This is a genomic window from Thermostichus sp. MS-CIW-40, assembly GCF_054058315.1.
In genome coordinates this window covers 16,666-31,210 of the sequence record NZ_JBSSAC010000033.1, presented here as the reverse complement: position 1 = coordinate 31,210, position 14,545 = coordinate 16,666, and the positions used below count along the sequence as shown (strand labels likewise).

Annotated in this window: 13 protein-coding genes and 2 pseudogenes; 4 read left to right on the top strand and 11 right to left on the bottom strand. The window is 58.5% G+C overall.

The genetic code is table 11. The features are described from left to right. Positions 1-155 precede the first annotated feature (155 nt). The 5 genes from ACVWXF_RS10435 to trpE form a co-directional block, all read right to left on the bottom strand. Positions 156-617, bottom strand: a complete 462-nt coding sequence (locus ACVWXF_RS10435) for a hypothetical protein (protein ID WP_457474347.1) — start codon at positions 615-617, stop codon at positions 156-158. Positions 618-813: 196 nt separating this feature from the next. Next, entirely contained in the window at positions 814-1,917 is a 1,104-nt protein-coding gene (gene chlG / locus ACVWXF_RS10430) for a chlorophyll synthase ChlG (RefSeq protein ID WP_457474346.1), read from the bottom strand. A gap of 297 nt (positions 1,918-2,214) precedes the next feature. Beyond that, positions 2,215-3,408 (bottom strand): RNA-guided endonuclease InsQ/TnpB family protein, encoded by a 1,194-nt coding sequence (locus ACVWXF_RS10425; RefSeq protein WP_457474345.1) that lies wholly within the window; start codon positions 3,406-3,408, stop codon positions 2,215-2,217. 335 nt (positions 3,409-3,743) lie between these two features. Next, complete coding sequence (locus ACVWXF_RS10420; RefSeq protein ID WP_457474344.1) at positions 3,744-4,574, bottom strand: phytanoyl-CoA dioxygenase family protein; 831 nt, start codon at positions 4,572-4,574, stop codon at positions 3,744-3,746. Positions 4,575-4,577: 3 nt separating this feature from the next. Further along, positions 4,578-6,098: an anthranilate synthase component I gene (gene trpE, locus ACVWXF_RS10415; RefSeq protein WP_457474343.1), complete on the bottom strand. Its 1,521-nt coding sequence runs from the start codon at positions 6,096-6,098 to the stop codon at positions 4,578-4,580. Positions 6,099-6,238: 140 nt separating this feature from the next. Here trpE and ACVWXF_RS10410 point away from each other — a divergent pair, with 140 nt between their 5' ends. Further along, positions 6,239-6,787 (top strand): NUDIX hydrolase, encoded by a 549-nt coding sequence (locus ACVWXF_RS10410; RefSeq protein WP_011432186.1) that lies wholly within the window; start codon positions 6,239-6,241, stop codon positions 6,785-6,787. Positions 6,788-7,198: 411 nt separating this feature from the next. Then, positions 7,199-7,714, top strand: a complete 516-nt coding sequence (locus ACVWXF_RS10405) for a hypothetical protein (RefSeq protein WP_457474342.1) — start codon at positions 7,199-7,201, stop codon at positions 7,712-7,714. 89 nt (positions 7,715-7,803) lie between these two features. On the opposite strand, the gene ACVWXF_RS10400 is transcribed toward ACVWXF_RS10405, so the two are convergent. Further along, entirely contained in the window at positions 7,804-8,715 is a 912-nt protein-coding gene (locus ACVWXF_RS10400; RefSeq protein WP_457474341.1) for a M23 family metallopeptidase, read from the bottom strand. Positions 8,716-8,920: 205 nt separating this feature from the next. Between ACVWXF_RS10400 and cruF the strand changes: the two genes are divergently transcribed. Together cruF and ACVWXF_RS10390 are read left to right on the top strand one after the other, a co-directional pair. Beyond that, on the top strand, positions 8,921-9,991 hold the full coding sequence (gene cruF / locus ACVWXF_RS10395) for a gamma-carotene 1'-hydroxylase CruF (RefSeq protein WP_457474340.1): 1,071 nt from the start codon (positions 8,921-8,923) through the stop codon (positions 9,989-9,991). Between the two features lie 46 nt (positions 9,992-10,037). After that, positions 10,038-11,075, top strand: a complete 1,038-nt coding sequence (locus ACVWXF_RS10390) for a threonine aldolase family protein (RefSeq protein WP_457474348.1) — start codon at positions 10,038-10,040, stop codon at positions 11,073-11,075. An 89-nt stretch (positions 11,076-11,164) separates the two neighbouring features. Here the strand turns inward: ACVWXF_RS10390 and lspA are convergent, their stop codons facing one another. The 5 genes and pseudogenes from lspA to ACVWXF_RS10365 form a co-directional block, all read right to left on the bottom strand. Continuing rightward, on the bottom strand, positions 11,165-11,689 hold the full coding sequence (gene lspA, locus ACVWXF_RS10385) for a signal peptidase II (protein WP_457474339.1): 525 nt from the start codon (positions 11,687-11,689) through the stop codon (positions 11,165-11,167). A 260-nt stretch (positions 11,690-11,949) separates the two neighbouring features. After that, positions 11,950-12,174, bottom strand: coding sequence for a hypothetical protein (locus ACVWXF_RS10380; protein ID WP_457474338.1), 225 nt, complete (start codon positions 12,172-12,174; stop codon positions 11,950-11,952). Between the two features lie 156 nt (positions 12,175-12,330). Then, a pseudogene (locus ACVWXF_RS10375) lies at positions 12,331-12,735 on the bottom strand (ABC transporter permease); the annotation flags it as partial. Continuing rightward, positions 12,736-13,971: an RNA-guided endonuclease InsQ/TnpB family protein gene (locus tag ACVWXF_RS10370; protein WP_457474337.1), complete on the bottom strand. Its 1,236-nt coding sequence runs from the start codon at positions 13,969-13,971 to the stop codon at positions 12,736-12,738. It lies immediately after the preceding pseudogene. 73 nt (positions 13,972-14,044) lie between these two features. Beyond that, a pseudogene (locus ACVWXF_RS10365) lies at positions 14,045-14,449 on the bottom strand (ABC transporter permease); the annotation flags it as partial. Positions 14,450-14,545 lie beyond the last annotated feature (96 nt).

Genomic DNA, 14,545 nt, shown 5'->3' with positions numbered 1-14,545 from the left:
AGAAAGATCAACTGGTAGTAATCCGTACTGAACATATTATACATTATTTTCAGTATAGTTGAGCTTATTATTGACTAGAGTCATGCTCTCCAGCCTGCGGAGGCAGAGCAGATGCTGCGCTCACAACTCGACAAGAGATGAAGGGATCCCTGCCCTCAGTCTAGGATGATGCGCAGGCCGCTACCCGAGGGAGTCGCCGGTTCAGGGTTGGGCACAATCCGCAGCCCACTGCCGGAGGGCCGGATCACTGTGTTGTCAGCATTTACGAAGAAGGTGTTGGATTGGCCGTCCCGCTTATACACTACCACGTCGTTGCGGTTGAACCGGGAGCGACAGATGATGGGGGAGTTGTCGGCAGCAGTAGCCGCACTGCAGCGGTAGCCAGGGGCAGAGACGATCTTGCCTTCTTCATCGATGGAAAAAGGAACTGCAGAGGGCAAGATTGGAGAAAAGACCGGCTGGTCGGGATTGAGGATCACCGAGCCACCTGTGCTGGGTTCTACCACGATCCCTCGCCCGTCGATGACGATCCGCTGCGCTTGGGCGGGAGAGACGGCCAGCGGGCCCAAGAGCAAAGCCAGGCTTAGGCCGAGTTGGAGGGGAAACAACAGCTTCATTGGATATCTCCTTTGGCCCAGGACCATAACAGCTTCCAGGGATCCGCCAACGATCCTTGCAGGGGATGGATCCCTGGCTCAACTTAACTTGATCTTGATCTTGACTTGATCTTGATCTTGGCCCAGATGTCGGGCCGAACCCAGGGCGGAAGCCGTCACCTCTGTTGCCAAGATGGGCACTTTGCCGTCGGCTCGACTACCACAGCCCCGAGCGGCCCAACGCCAGCCCGACCACCAACATGCCCAACACCAAAAAGGGCTGCGCGCTGGCTTGGTATTTCACATCGTTGTTCAAAGGATCCCGCAGCAGGTACATATCTTGGAAGGTTATTTGCGGGATGATCAGCAGCACCAAAAGGGCCGCGTAACGTTTTAGGCCCGCCCCCAGCAAAAACGAGGCCATGCCGAACTGGAACAGGTCGATCATCAGCACCGAGATCCAAGCGGCCCCCATCGCCCCAAACATCACCGGCAAAGAGGCCAAGCCAAACTGCCTGTCCCCTTCGATGCTTTTGAAATCGTTGACCACGGCAATCCCCAGCCCGGCCAAGCTGTAGATCAGCGTCAGGATGCAGACCGTCCAGTTTAGCTCGCCGAACAAGGCGTGGCCTGTCCACCAGGGCAGGGCGATGTAGCTGGCACCAAGGGCATAGTTGCCCAGCCAGCCGTTGCGCTTGAGCTTCAGGGGGGGCGCCGAGTAAATGTAGGCAATCAGGGCTCCCGCCAAGGCAATGCAGGTGATCACCGGGAAGTCATGGCCCGTGTACCAGTCCAGAGCGTAGGCCAAGCCCAACCCCAAGATCAGCAGCACCCAGATCTGGATAACCACCCGCTGCAGAGAGATGGCCCCCGAAGGGATCGGGCGGTAGGGCTCGTTGATGGCGTCGATCTCGCGGTCGTAGTATTCGTTCACCGTTTGGGTATAGCCCGTCATCAGGGGGCCCGCCAGAATCATGCCCACCAAAATGAGGGCCACATTCTCCCAAGTCCAGGTGAAGTGACCCGAGGAAGCCGCTCCTGGAATCAGACCCCACACCAAAGGGATCCAGGTGACAGGCTTCATCAGTTGCAAGTGCAACTGCCAAATGGAGCGAGACTCCACCTCTGCTCCTTTCATGCCCAGCAGTTGACGGACACGCTGCGCATTCGACCCGCCGGTGCCAGGGGATCCCTTGCCGGGATCCGAGTCTGGGGCGGCTTCTTCTGAAGCAGCTCCTTCTGCTATGCTGGGCTCTGCAGCAAAGGCCATCTCAGCCGCCATTTCCGGCGAGGAGGGATCTTGAGGGATCTTTTCGCTCATGGTGGGATGCGCAATCAAACTGCAATAACGGGGATAACCACCCCCATTCTGAGACATCGTGACATACTCCTGCACTCATGCTGATGCAAAGCGCTCCGCGCCGCTAAAGCGAAAGAGTACGAGCTTCAAGGACTCCGTCCCGCTGACGCGAACAGTGACTCCTGTTAAGGACATTTCCTGAGCTTTAAGAACGGGATGCCCCACCGCTCTGTGTTTACCATAGCAAGGGTTTCCGCCTTTCATCCTGACCCTCATGCTGATACATAGAGGGCGTCGCTTCTCGGCGGTCTAGGTAAACTACCCGACCCTGACTGCTTCGCAGTACAGGGCGGGCTTTCGGCAGCCCTGCAGTTGGCAAGCCAACCACGGACCTCTAGGCTGGTTTACGGCAGCCCCAAGTTTGGCAATCATGTTGGCCCCATTCCAGTCCGCATCCCCTTCCCATCCACAGTGCCCACACTTGAACTGCTTCCCACTGCGATAGGATTGCGCAGGGTCGGGATGAATGTGCAAACACCGGTGGCAGGTCTGCGACGTGTAGGCAGGCGGAACCAGTACTACAGGTACTCCGGCGATGGCAGCCTTGTAGACCACAAACATCCTAAGCTGGTAGAACGCCCAGTTATTGGTTCTGCGCCGCTCAGCTTTGCTGCGTGGCTGTTGATTGACTCTTTCCCGAATCCCTGTCAAGTCTTCCAGGGCAATAGCGCTGTTTGTGGTCTTTGCCCTAGAGACAATAGCTTTGGAGATGCGATGATTGACCCACGTTTGAAAGCGCCTCTCCTTGCCAGACAGCCGTTGCAGCAGTTCTCTGCATCTGCGCCGCGAACTGCGTGTGCCCTTACTGGCTTTGCGTTGAAGTACCGCCCTCAACCGGGAGTAGTGGTCTCGGACTTTGTTCAGCTGCTGTCCATTCCAGTTGTCTCCTTCGGAGGTATGTGCAATGTCTCGCCGTCCCAGGTCAACACCAATCACCTTGTCGGTGTTCTGTTGCTTGGGGGGCTCTGCCTCGACACAAATCTGGATGGAGTAGGAGCCGTCCTTCCGCTGGACTAGGGTGGCCGATTTGGGGTTAGAGCCAGCCAGCATTCCCCTCTGGTAGTTACCAATGGCTAGCTCAAAGCGTTCTCTCCCTTCAACCGTGGTCAGTGACACCGTCCAGTCTTTCTCGCGGAATGAAAAGATACGTGCGTCGTAGGTAACGAACCTACGCTTGAACTCTTTAACCGGACGGTTGCGCTGTCTCGCCACTTTGCGAGCGCCTGCCACCCGTCTGCACACCTGTTGAGCCAAGTTACTGGACAAGCCGAACCGGGCTCGAATCTCGTAGTAGCAAAGGGATTGGAGTTTGACTGCGTTGACTACTTTTTCTGGTGTGTTTTGGTTGACCCAGTTCAACGCCTGCACAAAGGCATCCATTGTCGCGTCCAATTTGGCGGCTTGCGACTGGGACACCTTGAGCTTGCAGGAGACCGTCAGGACTTGGGTCATGGTTCTATCATAACTTCCGCATTCCTCCCGACACTGACCCTACGGGTACAGTGCGGGGCTCCTGCGATTTCTAGCTGACTGAGCTACACCGAGCATGTGGCTTATACCGCAGCACCGTGGGGGACGCCAAAGCGCTTCGCGCCGCCAAGGCGAACGCACCAGCTACTGGGATGTGGAAACACCCCAGATACTTCTACTTCACCTTCAGCACTGCACCTTTCTATAAATGGGTGGAGCGATACTCACATCCTATCAGGAGACGGTAGCTTATCCCTAGGCATAAATGCCGGGGCCTGAGCCGCCGAGTTTTCGGTCAGCTCGCAGTTCCGGGCCGTCTACACAATCTGTGCCGTCACGAATAGGCGCTGATGCTCGGCTGGGATCCGCTCTTTCTCTTGGGCCGGGATCACCAGGGGAGGTTGCCGAGTGTAGTTGACAGGATCCCGAAACCAAGCGCGGCTGTAGGTGTTGTAGAGAAGGGGACGGGGAGCGGGCGAGCGATTGGCCCGACCCAGGTGAATCAGGCGGTAGTCAAACAGGAGGCAGGATCCCTTGGCCAAGGGTGGATCGACAAAGGGCATCTGCTGGGCCAGCTCGGTATAGTGGGCATCGAAGACCGCATGGCTGCCGGGCCAGAGACGGGTCATGCCGTTCTCTTCGTTGACCTCCACCAGAGGAATAAGCAAATTCAGGGCATAGCAAGGAATGATCGCATCCAAGGTCTCGTCGCCAAACAGATGAGACAGATCCCGGTGAACTTGTTGATCGGCGGATCCCGGCAGAGAGACCACCGCCCCCAGCCCGCTCAAGATCAACTCCGGCCCCAAAATCCGCTTCAGGATGGGCAAGATCAGAGGATGGGCATAGATGAGGGGATCGTTGAAGGGGCCCTCCAGGCGAACCGTTACCATCACCCGTCTATTGCCCACTAACAGGGCATCGGCGTGGTGCTCGTGGGTGCAGTAGCGGCTGTAGGTGGCCAGAAAGCTGCTGTGCAACTTGTCGATGAGCTCGGGGGGAAAGATCTCCGGCAACACCAGATAGCCCTCTGTGGAAAACAGTTCAAAAGCCTGCTCTACGGTCTCTGGATCCGGCTGCTGGAGCTCCTGTAAGGACTCCGTCCCGCTGACGCGAACCGCAGGGCTGAAGCGCAACTGGGCCAACATGGGCTATGTCTCCTGCAAACTGGCCACAGCCATTAACATGCCCCGCGCTTTGTTCAGACATTCTTGATATTCCCGCTCCGGATCCGAGTCGGCTACAATACCTGCCCCGGCCTGCAAGCTCACCTGGCCCTGATGAACCAGCAGAGTGCGGATGGTGATGGCGGTGTTCAGTTGGCCGGAAAAGTCGTAGTAGCCATAGGCGCCGGCATAGGGCCCGCGGCGGCATCCTTCCAGCTCATGAATAATCTGCATGGCGCGGATTTTGGGGGCGCCGGTAACAGTGCCGGCAGGGAAGGTGGCCCGCAGCAGATCCCAGGCGCTGTACTGGGGATCCAGCCGCCCCACCACGTTGCTGACGATGTGCATCACATGGCTGTAGCGCTCGATCTGCATCAGGTCGTCCACCTGCACAGATCCCAGTTGGCAGACCCGTCCCAGGTCATTGCGGGCCAGATCCACCAGCATCACATGTTCGGCCCGTTCTTTCGGATCTGCCAACAGCTCTTGCTCCAGCTGCCGGTCTTCCTGAGGGGTGGTGCCACGGGGGCGGGTGCCGGCAATGGGGCGCACGGTGGCGATGCGGTCTTCTCCCACCCGGCTGAGTTTGACCATCACCTCTGGGCTGGAGCCGATGAGGCAGAGATTCCCAAACTGCAAAAACGCCATATAAGGGGAAGGGTTAATCAGCCGCAACGAGCGGTAGAGGCAAAAGGGATCCCCGGCAAGGGAGATGGTAAACCGCTGCGAGAGCACCACCTGGAAGATATCTCCGGCGCGGATGTAGTCCTTAGCCCGTTCCACCGCTTGGCAGTAGGCCGGGCGGCTCAGGGTGCTGGGGGGGATTTGTTCGCGCCAGCGGGACGGAGTCCTTTCCGACAGGTGGGGCTTCCAGTTGAGGTGCAGATGGGCCAGGGAAAGAGGAGCGCTGAGCTGCTGCATCAGCTTTTCCACCCGCCGGCAGGCTTGGGCATAGGCTTCCTCGGCAGCGTGGTGACGGGTGTCGGCGAAGGCCACCACCCAGATCTTGCGCTTTACCTGGTCAAAGAGCAAAATGCTGTCCACCTGCATCAAAACGGCATCAGGGGGATCCCCCGGCTGCAGGGGGTGGATGGGCACCTTGGGCTCAATCCAGCGAATCAGCTCGTAGCCCCAGTAGCCAAATAGCCCGCCAATGCTGCTGGGCAGTTCCGACAAATGCACCGGCTCATAAGGCTGCAAACAGCGGGCCAAAATTGCGAAGGGATCCCCTTGGTGGTGCTCCTGTCGGCCATCGCGGTAGCGCTGTAGGGCTTGATCTCCCCGTATTTCCAAAACCCACAGGGGATCGCAGCCCAGGAAGCTGTAGCGGGCTACCTGCTCCCCCCCCTCCACCGACTCCAGGAGAAAGTTGTAGGGCTGGCCGGCACAGACCCGATACCAGGCAGAAACCGGCGTTTCCAAATCCGCCACCCATTCCTGGTACACCGGGATAAAGTTGCCCTGCTTGGTGAGGGCAAGAAACTCCTTCAAGGGAGGGTAAATCATGGCCTGCAACTTTTGTGCTTTTCCTGACTCTACCCCAGACACGGGATCCCAAGGGCGTGTGGATCCCTCTGGATTGCCCGGTTGCAATAGCGCCGAAAACCATTAAGCTGAGAGCGGCTCTACTCTCGGGATCCCTTGCCATGCAAAACCCATCTCAGGTGATTCGTGAGCGCCTGCGCTATCAAGGCCACAAATACACCTTCGTCAGCCAGCGTTTGCGTTTTCCCAACGGCAAAGAGGGGGAGCGGGAGTACCTCATCCATCCCGGGGGGGTGGTGGCCGTGCCTGTAACTGCAGCAGGCAAGTTCGTCTGCATTCGTCAATATCGCTTTGCGGTCGCCTCCTATCTTTACGAATTCCCGGCAGGCACAGTCGAGCCAGGGGAGCATCCCGACGACACCATTCGCCGCGAGCTGGAAGAAGAAACGGGCCTGCGTGCCCATCGCTGGGATCCCCTTGGCCAATTTTATTTGTGCCCCGGCTATTCCAGCGAGATTATGTATGCCTATTTGGCGCGGGAGCTGGAAGTGCTGGATTCCCCTCCCGATAAGGATGAGGATGAAGATATTACCGTAGTGGAGTTTTCTGCTTCTGAGCTTACAGAAATGGCCCGTTTGGGAATGGATTTGGACAGCAAGTCCATTGCCTGCTTTTGGCGGGCCCAATTGTTTTTGGCTGCCGAAAAATAGAGCCCTCCGTCGGGGGGGGCTGCCCCTTGCTCCTGGGGGATCCCTTTCAAATTGGCGGGGCGTCGTTCCAAGCCGACTTTGGCGGTTACAGGCGAATCTTGGGGCCTTTTGCGAGAATTCGGTAGTCCACTGGAACCGTCTATGGCCATCTAGGGGAGATCTAAGGTGAGCTCCACGTTGAGTTCAACACAAAGGGATCCCTTGGTTTACTGGAGGAGCCTTGCTGTCTCTTAGAATTTTAGGGGCGAGGAGTGAGGAAATATGCGGAAGCTGTTGTGTTCCTGTGGTCGAATAGCCTGGGGAGTGGCCTTGGCTACCACTCTACCGGTTGCTGCTGTTCCTGCCTATCCCCAGCCCGTGCTTCCGCTGCTGCCAGTTCCTTCTGAGGGCGGCGCTGCTCGAGGTGGGGTCGTGGCTTTATTCAATCAATCCATCTGGTGGGATTTCATTCGCGGCAATCGTGGCGAAAACCTACGCCTGTTCCCGGCCAGCCTAACTTCCCCATCTCGCCAGGATGTGGTGGCCGTGTTTCAGATTCAGCGGCAGCCCACCGTGGAGCCGGTGGTGCGCGTTCTCAGCTTCGAGCACCAGGGGGGGTATAGCTTTCGTCTACTCCACACAGCTGAGCCGATCCCAGGACGGTTGGTGGAGGCTCACCTGCGCACGGACATTACCTCCAGCCCACAGCCCAAGTTGGTGCTCCTCACCGAGCGAGGGGGCATCAGCCTGCTGCGCTCTGTCTTGGTCTTGGAACACCGGCCTGAGGGACTTGTGCCACTGCTGAGCGTGACGGATCTGAGCAATGCCAGCCTGCGGGTCAGCCCGCAAGGGATCCTGGTCATCTCAAGCCCGCCCGGTGCCAGCCGTGACTTGAGGGCTACCCTCTACCAATGGGAGGGGGATGGCTTTGTCCGTCGAGATCTATAAATCCATCATCTGTTGTGACTGTTGTGAATCTGCCTGTCAATATCCATCTTTGTCAGCGAGGTCTCGCGCGGAGCGGATGTCCGTCTCGGCTATCGCTGCCCTTGCCAGCAAGCTCCCAAACTGGGGGCTTGTCCCACCTGCCAAAGGAACAGGCTTTCGGCCCCAAGGGGGTGAATACTCCAGGGATCCAGGCCAGACCCAAACCACCCGTAGGGATCGACGGCAGCTGGTTGGCCCGAGTTGGTGTTGTCGAAGCGACGTACCTCGAAATGGAGATGGGGCCCGCTGGCACAGCCGCTATCTCCCGATAGGCCGATGATTTCTCCTGGGGCCACCACTTGCCCCTCCTGCACCCCAACTTGGCTGAGGTGGGCGTAGAGGGTTTCCCAGCGGGGAAGGGTTCTTCTGTCTGCTCTCTCCCCATCGGAGAATTCTGGCTCGTGCAAAAGGCGCACCCGCAACCCCCTGACCAGCCGGCCCAAGCTGGGGCAAAAAAACTCCGGCTCCTCGCGGGCCAAGGTGACCCGACCGGCGGCAGCGGCCAGGATCGGGGTGCCCACCGGCATCTCCCAGTCATAACCGGCATGGCCATCGCTTTTGCCACACGGGTGCAGCGGGCCAGGGATCCAAACCTGGCCTTGCCCACTCACAAACCGTCCGTTGCCATCCCTCTCCCCCAAAGGCAAGTCATGGTCGAAGAGGTTGGTGACGGGAAATTCTCCAACAAAGGGCTTGTGCAAAAACGGCCACTGGGGCGGCGGCGGATCCCCATAAGCAGAACGATATTTTTCCAGCTCCAGCCGATAGTCTTCCAGATCCTGACGCTGGGCGGGATCTTCCGTGTGCTCTCGTAAGAGATCCACCAGCTGCAGGGCCTGAAGCCAGTCCTGGCGCTCCACAGCACGAGCCAACTGGGCGTACACCCCCACCCGGGATCCCTGCGGCGAAGACGGGGAGGAGACCTGAGGAAAAACGGGCGAGATGTTTACGAATTGATACAATAGACAGCAAAATATCAGCAGTGTCACCGTTAGCGGTGGTGACATCCCTGCCCAGAGGGCCATCCCAAGTAGGCCGGCCTGCAAGCAAGCGGGCTTGTTCTTGGCTTCGGGCTCTCTCTTGGGGCCATCCGCTTTTTCCCTCAGCCGCCGTATGGGTTGCAAGGAGACAGAGCGGCTTCGCTTAACCACTCTTCGGGAGTTTCTCATGCGTTGGTTCTCGTCCTCTGGTGTTCTCGTCAGCCTGCCTTTCCAGTCTTCTGTTGGGCGAAGTGTTCTGCCCCTGTCTGGCTCGATTTGGCAGCGGCTGGAGGCCTTAGCTCTGGGTTTGCACATTCTGTCTTTGCTTTTTGGGTTGGCAGGGTTGCTCTGGGTTGTACCCCATCCTGAGTGGGTGGCCAGTTTGCCCCCCATTGGCATTCAAGCTTTCTCCTTGAGCATGGGCAATGGCGGCGTGGCCTACATGGTGTTCGGTGCGCTGGCGGCAGCTCTGATGGGATCCCGGCTGTTGGGGATGCGGCGCCTGTTGATGTTTTTGATCCCGGCGGTGGGCATTTCCTTGGGCAGTGAGCTGTTGGGTACCAGCACTGGGATCCCCTTTGGCAACTATGGCTACCTGAGTGGGCTGGGCTATAAGATTGCCGGGTTGGTGCCTTTTACCATCCCTCTGTCTTGGTTTTATGTGGGGTTGTCGTCCTATTTGTTGGCGCGTGTGGCTCTGCAAACCCAGCGCCACTGGTTGATCCACTTCGAGGCCATCATGTTGGGGGCCCTGCTGCTCACCGCCTGGGACTTCGTGCTGGATCCGGCCATGACCCGCGGCTCGATCCCGTTTTGGACGTGGTTTCAGCCGGGGCCCTTCTTCGGTATGCCGCTGCAAAACTTCGGTGGTTGGATGCTGACCGGGGCTGCCTTCATGACGGTGGCCAATCTGCTGTGGGGCGAGGATCAACCCATCCTTGACCGCCGCCAGTTGGTGGGGCCGCTGGTGCTCTATGTAGCTAATTTTGCTTTTGCCCTGTTGATGAGCCTGGGCTCCGGCATTGTTGCGCCGGCGGGGCTGGGCCTGTTGTTGGGGTTGGGGCCCGCTTTGGGGTTGTGGTGGAGTGCAAAGACCCCATCCCGCTATTGCGAAAGGACTCCGTCCCGCTATCGCGACCAGCCTGTGCCGTCTTCCCATCCTGAACAGGACTCCATCCCGCCATTGCAAGCGGTCGAGGGAGAGGCAGGTCAAGCCTGGGATACTTTGGAGGATCCCGGTTGGGTTGGCGCGAAGTAAGCCGGCCCTAACCTTTCCTCGGCGAGATCCCCCAGTTGTCCAGGCCATGAACTTCTGCAGCGACAATGTCACAGGCGCCTGTCCTGAGGTGATGGAAGCCCTGTTGGCCCTCAAGGGATCCGCCATGCCCTATGGAGGGGACGAATGCACAGCGCAGGTGCAAAGGCTGTTTGCCGAGATCTTCGAGCATGAAGTGGCAGTGTTTCCGGTGGCAACAGGATCTGCTGCCAATGCCCTGGCCCTTTCGGTGCTCACCCCGCCCTACGGGGCCATTTATTGCCATCCCGAAGCTCATATCAATCTGGACGAATGTGGAGCGCCGGAGCTGTTTACAGGTGGGGCCAAGTTGGTGGGGATCCCCGGAGAGCAAGGCCGTATCGACTGGGGCAACTTAAAAGCAGCCCTGGAGCGGGCGGGGTTTGGGGTGGTTCATCACGTGCAGCCTGCCTGCCTCAGCCTGACGCAAGCCACTGAGGCCGGCACCCTCTACTCCTTGGAGCAGCTTGGATCCCTGGCGGATTTGGCCCATCACTTTGGCCTTAAGGTGCATATGGATGGGGCCCGCTTTGCCAATGCCCTGGTTGGTTTGGGTTGCACCCCTGCCGAGATGACCTGGAAAGCGGGGGTGGATGTGCTGTCCTTTGGGGCCACCAAAAATGGAGCCTGGGCTGCGGAAGCGGTGGTGTTTTTTCATCCAGATCAGGTGGGCGATTTTGAGTTTCGCCGCAAGCGCAGTGGCCATCTGCTCTCGAAGATGCGCTTTTTGTCTGCCCAATTGCAGGCCTATCTCCAGGATGGGGTGTGGCTGCGCAATGCCCGCCATGCCAACGCAATGGCCCAACGGTTGGCTCAGGGACTGGGATCCCTGCCGGGAGCCAGGTTGGTATATCCCACCGAGGCCAATGAGGTTTTTATCGAGCTGCCGGAGCCGGTTCTCCAGGCCCTAGAGGGAGCGGGGTTTCGGTTTTACCGCTGGCTGGGGGAAGGTCACCACTTAATCCGCCTGGTGACGGCTTTTAACACTTTGCCCGCAGATGTCGAGCGCTTCTGCCAGGTGGCCCAGCAAGCCAGCCGTTTGCAATAGGCGGACGGAGTCCTTGCAACTGACCGGGGATCCCCCTGGCCAAAGGCCTGAGCATCCCAAGGGATCCCTGAAGGCTGTTCATCGGCTCGTCAATCCTTAAAGTGGGTGCTGTCGCGACCGGGCTTTTTCTCCAGGCAGGGCGAGGCGGAAGTCGATCCCGTTTTCTTCGAGTTGTCCCGTAGCAAACCGATCAGCAGGCAGGCCACCCCGAGGTTGATGGCCACATCCGCCACGTTGAATACCGGAAAGCGAATCCAGATCAAATTGAAAAAGTCCACCACATAGCCGTTGACGAAGCGGTCGATGCCGTTCCCCACCGCTCCTGCCCACACCAAGCCATAGCCCGCCTGTTCCCAACGGCTCAGGATCCCGCCGCGAATGGCCAGCAGCGCCAACGCCAGCGCCACCCCCAGCGAGATCCACTTCAAGAGCTCTGCCGAATCTTCAAACAGGCTCCAAGCAGCGCCGGTATTCTCCACGTAGGTGAGGTGAAACACCCCTGGCCACAGCTCAATCTCTGGCCCCGGCAGCAGCCGTTCCACTGCCCAGTGCTTGGTCGCCTGATCCAAGATCACCCCCAGGATCCCGGCCAGCCAAAAGCCTTTGTTTTTCATGTCGTCTTGGCCTCAATCACGTCCACCGGCAAGAGCGCCCCGATGAGCACTTTTCCCATCCTGACATGCCGCTCTTCTGCCGGCTCATTGCACAGAAGCTCAAGGGCGGAGCTCTGGACTCGAAGTTGGGCCTGTAACGGGATCCAACACCGGTGAGTGGCCTCAGAAGCGATTGGCCGCCTCTGGCTTGAGAGGAGCAGCAAGAAAACCGTCCAGCTTAGGCAACTGGACGGGGATCCCCTGGGGGTGGACAGGATTGGCTACCGACCCTGCTGCTCCAGGGAGCGGCGCAATTCACTGGCCATCTGCATGAACTCTTGCGGGTTGCCCGCCTTGCCGTAGGAAGAGCGATCCTGAACCTTTTTGCCGCTGCCTTGGCGGGTGCGGGTGTTGAGCAAAGCGCTGGCCATTTCCATGAACTTGGCAGGATTTCCCTCGCTGCTGCCCCGCACGAGAGGGGAGCGTCCGGCACGAGTGACAGCCATAGATACCTCAATTTTCACAAATGAAATGCTTGTTACATTTTCTCACAAGGGCTCTGCGATCAACCAGGGCCAGCGTTTCCTTGCTGTTACAGCGACTCCGGCCAATACTTAGGGATCCCTCCAAGTGCAAACCTTGCATGAGGCTGGAAAGAGCCATCAGCGAGTCGTGGTTTTCTCTTGGGTCAAGTGATGGATCAGCCAAATGGGGAGCACCGTCAGGCCGATCACCCCCAGAGCCACCACGCTGATCACCGGGCGCTGCCGAGGCTTGGTGAGCTGGCTAAACACCCAGATCGGCAGGGTTTGCTGCTGGCCAGCGGTGAAGGTGGTGACGATGATTTCATCGAAAGACAGCGCGAACGCGAGCAGGGATCCCGCCAATAGGGCCGAGGCCAGTTCGGGCAGAAGGATGTACCGAAAGGTTTGCAGAGGATTGGCCCCCAAGTCGGCAGAAGCCTCCAGTTGAGAGCGTCCCATGCGGCGAAACCGGGCCAGCACGTTGTTGTACACCACCACCAGACAAAAGGTGGCATGGCCGATGACAATCGTCCAAAAGGTAAACTACCCGACTCCGACCGCTAAAGCGGTACGGAGCGGGCTTTCAGTAGCCCTGAGCCTGCTCTGCTCTACCAGAGAACAAAACAGGCCCGAACCTCTAGGCTGGTTTACGACAGCCCCCAAAAGCGCAATCACATTCGCACCATTCAAATCCGCATCCCCTTCCCATCCACAGTGCCCACACTTGAACGACTTGCCACTGCGGTAGGACTTGCCCTGCTCAGGGTGGATGTGTAAGCACCGGTGACAGGTCTGCGACGTGTAGGCAGGCGGAACAAGAATCAGAGAAACCCCTGCAACCCTCGCCTTGTATTCCAGAAACTGGCGTAGTTGGTAGAACGCCCAACTGTTGGCCCTGCGCCGCTCGGCTTTGCTGCGGGGTTGTTGATTGACTCTTTTCCGGATCCCTGTCAGGTCTTCCAGAGCAATAGCGCTGTTTGTCGCCTTTGCCCTAGAGACAATAGCTTTGGAGATGCGATGATTGACCCACGTTTTTGCTACGCAACGCTGACGCGACTGAAAGCGTCTCTCCTTGCCAGACAGCCGTTGCAACAGTTGACGGCATCTGCGCCGCGAACTGCGGGTGCCCTTACTGGCTTTGCGTTGGAGTGCCGCCCTCAACCGGGAGTAGTGATCTCGGATTCGGTTCAACTGCTGTCCATTCCAGTTATCCCCCTCTGACGTATGGGCAATATCCGTCCTTCCCAAATCCACGCCCAGCACTCTATCCGTGCGTTGCGGTGGGGATGGCTCCGCTTCCACACAGATTTGAATGAAGTAGGAACCGTCTTTGCGCTTGACCAGAGTGGCAGATTTGGGATTGGAGCCCGCCAACTGTTCTCTCTGGTAACGGCCAATCGCCAGCTCAAAGCGCTCTCGACCCTCCACCGTGGTCAGCGACACCGTCCAGTCTTTCTCGCGGAACGAAAAGATACGAGCGTCGTAGGTAGCGAAGCCCCCTTTGAACGCTTTGACGGGGCGGTTTTTCTGTTGGGCAACTTTACGGGCGCCGGCCAGCCGCCTGCAGACCTGCTGAGCCAAGTTACTGGATAAGCCGAACCGGGCACGGATTTCGCGGTAGCACAGAGACTGGAGCTTAACGGCGTTGGCGACTTTCTCCGGCGTGTTCTGGTTGACCCAGTTCAAGGCTTGGCCAAAAGCCTCCAAAGTCGCGTCCAATTTGGCGGCTTGCGACTGGGACGCCTTGAGCTTGCAGGATACGGTCAGGACTTGGGTCATGGTTCTATCATAACTTCCGCATTCCTCCCGACACTGACCCTACGGGTACAGTGCGGGGCTCCTGCGATTTCTAGCTGAAAGGGATATGCAGCAAATGGATCGCCGAGCGCAAGGCGATCCCGGAGACAATGCCCGGCAAGGCGATGGGCAGCAACACCAAAAACGAGATCGTCTCGCGGCCAAAAAATCGGCTACGATAGACAGCCGCTGCCGCCAGGGATCCCAGCACCACCGCCACTCCGGTAGCCAGCACAGCCACCCGCAAAGACAAAAACAAGGCCCGCCAAATATCGGCCCGCCCCCAGGCCACGGCAAACCAATGCCAGGTCAGCCCCGGCAAAGGGAAGCGCAAGGTCGCCTCATCGGGGCTGAAGGCGTAAAGGACGATCACCAGCAGAGGAAGATGGAGAAAGAGCAGCACCCCCAGCGAGAACAGGATCCAAAGCCATTGGCCGATGGGAAAAGGGCGAATCGGCATGGATGAGGGAGAATACAGAGCTGGATGGGGAACAGTCTACAGGTAGAGAAATGGTCTGTGAAATAGCCTTGTAGGGAAGCAGCCTTTGGCAAGGAC

Coding starts and splice junctions, on each gene's coding strand:
- cruF (WP_457474340.1), top strand. CDS start 8,921: ATGCGTTGGTTCTCGTCCTCTGGTGTTCTCGTCAGCCTGCCTTTCCAG.
- ACVWXF_RS10435 (WP_457474347.1), bottom strand. CDS start 617: ATGAAGCTGTTGTTTCCCCTCCAACTCGGCCTAAGCCTGGCTTTGCTC.
- lspA (WP_457474339.1), bottom strand. CDS start 11,689: ATGAAAAACAAAGGCTTTTGGCTGGCCGGGATCCTGGGGGTGATCTTG.
- ACVWXF_RS10420 (WP_457474344.1), bottom strand. CDS start 4,574: ATGTTGGCCCAGTTGCGCTTCAGCCCTGCGGTTCGCGTCAGCGGGACG.
- ACVWXF_RS10370 (WP_457474337.1), bottom strand. CDS start 13,971: ATGACCCAAGTCCTGACCGTATCCTGCAAGCTCAAGGCGTCCCAGTCG.
- ACVWXF_RS10380 (WP_457474338.1), bottom strand. CDS start 12,174: ATGGCTGTCACTCGTGCCGGACGCTCCCCTCTCGTGCGGGGCAGCAGC.
- ACVWXF_RS10390 (WP_457474348.1), top strand. CDS start 10,038: ATGAACTTCTGCAGCGACAATGTCACAGGCGCCTGTCCTGAGGTGATG.
- ACVWXF_RS10425 (WP_457474345.1), bottom strand. CDS start 3,408: ATGACCCAAGTCCTGACGGTCTCCTGCAAGCTCAAGGTGTCCCAGTCG.
- chlG (WP_457474346.1), bottom strand. CDS start 1,917: ATGAGCGAAAAGATCCCTCAAGATCCCTCCTCGCCGGAAATGGCGGCT.
- trpE (WP_457474343.1), bottom strand. CDS start 6,098: ATGATTTACCCTCCCTTGAAGGAGTTTCTTGCCCTCACCAAGCAGGGC.
- ACVWXF_RS10410 (WP_011432186.1), top strand. CDS start 6,239: ATGCAAAACCCATCTCAGGTGATTCGTGAGCGCCTGCGCTATCAAGGC.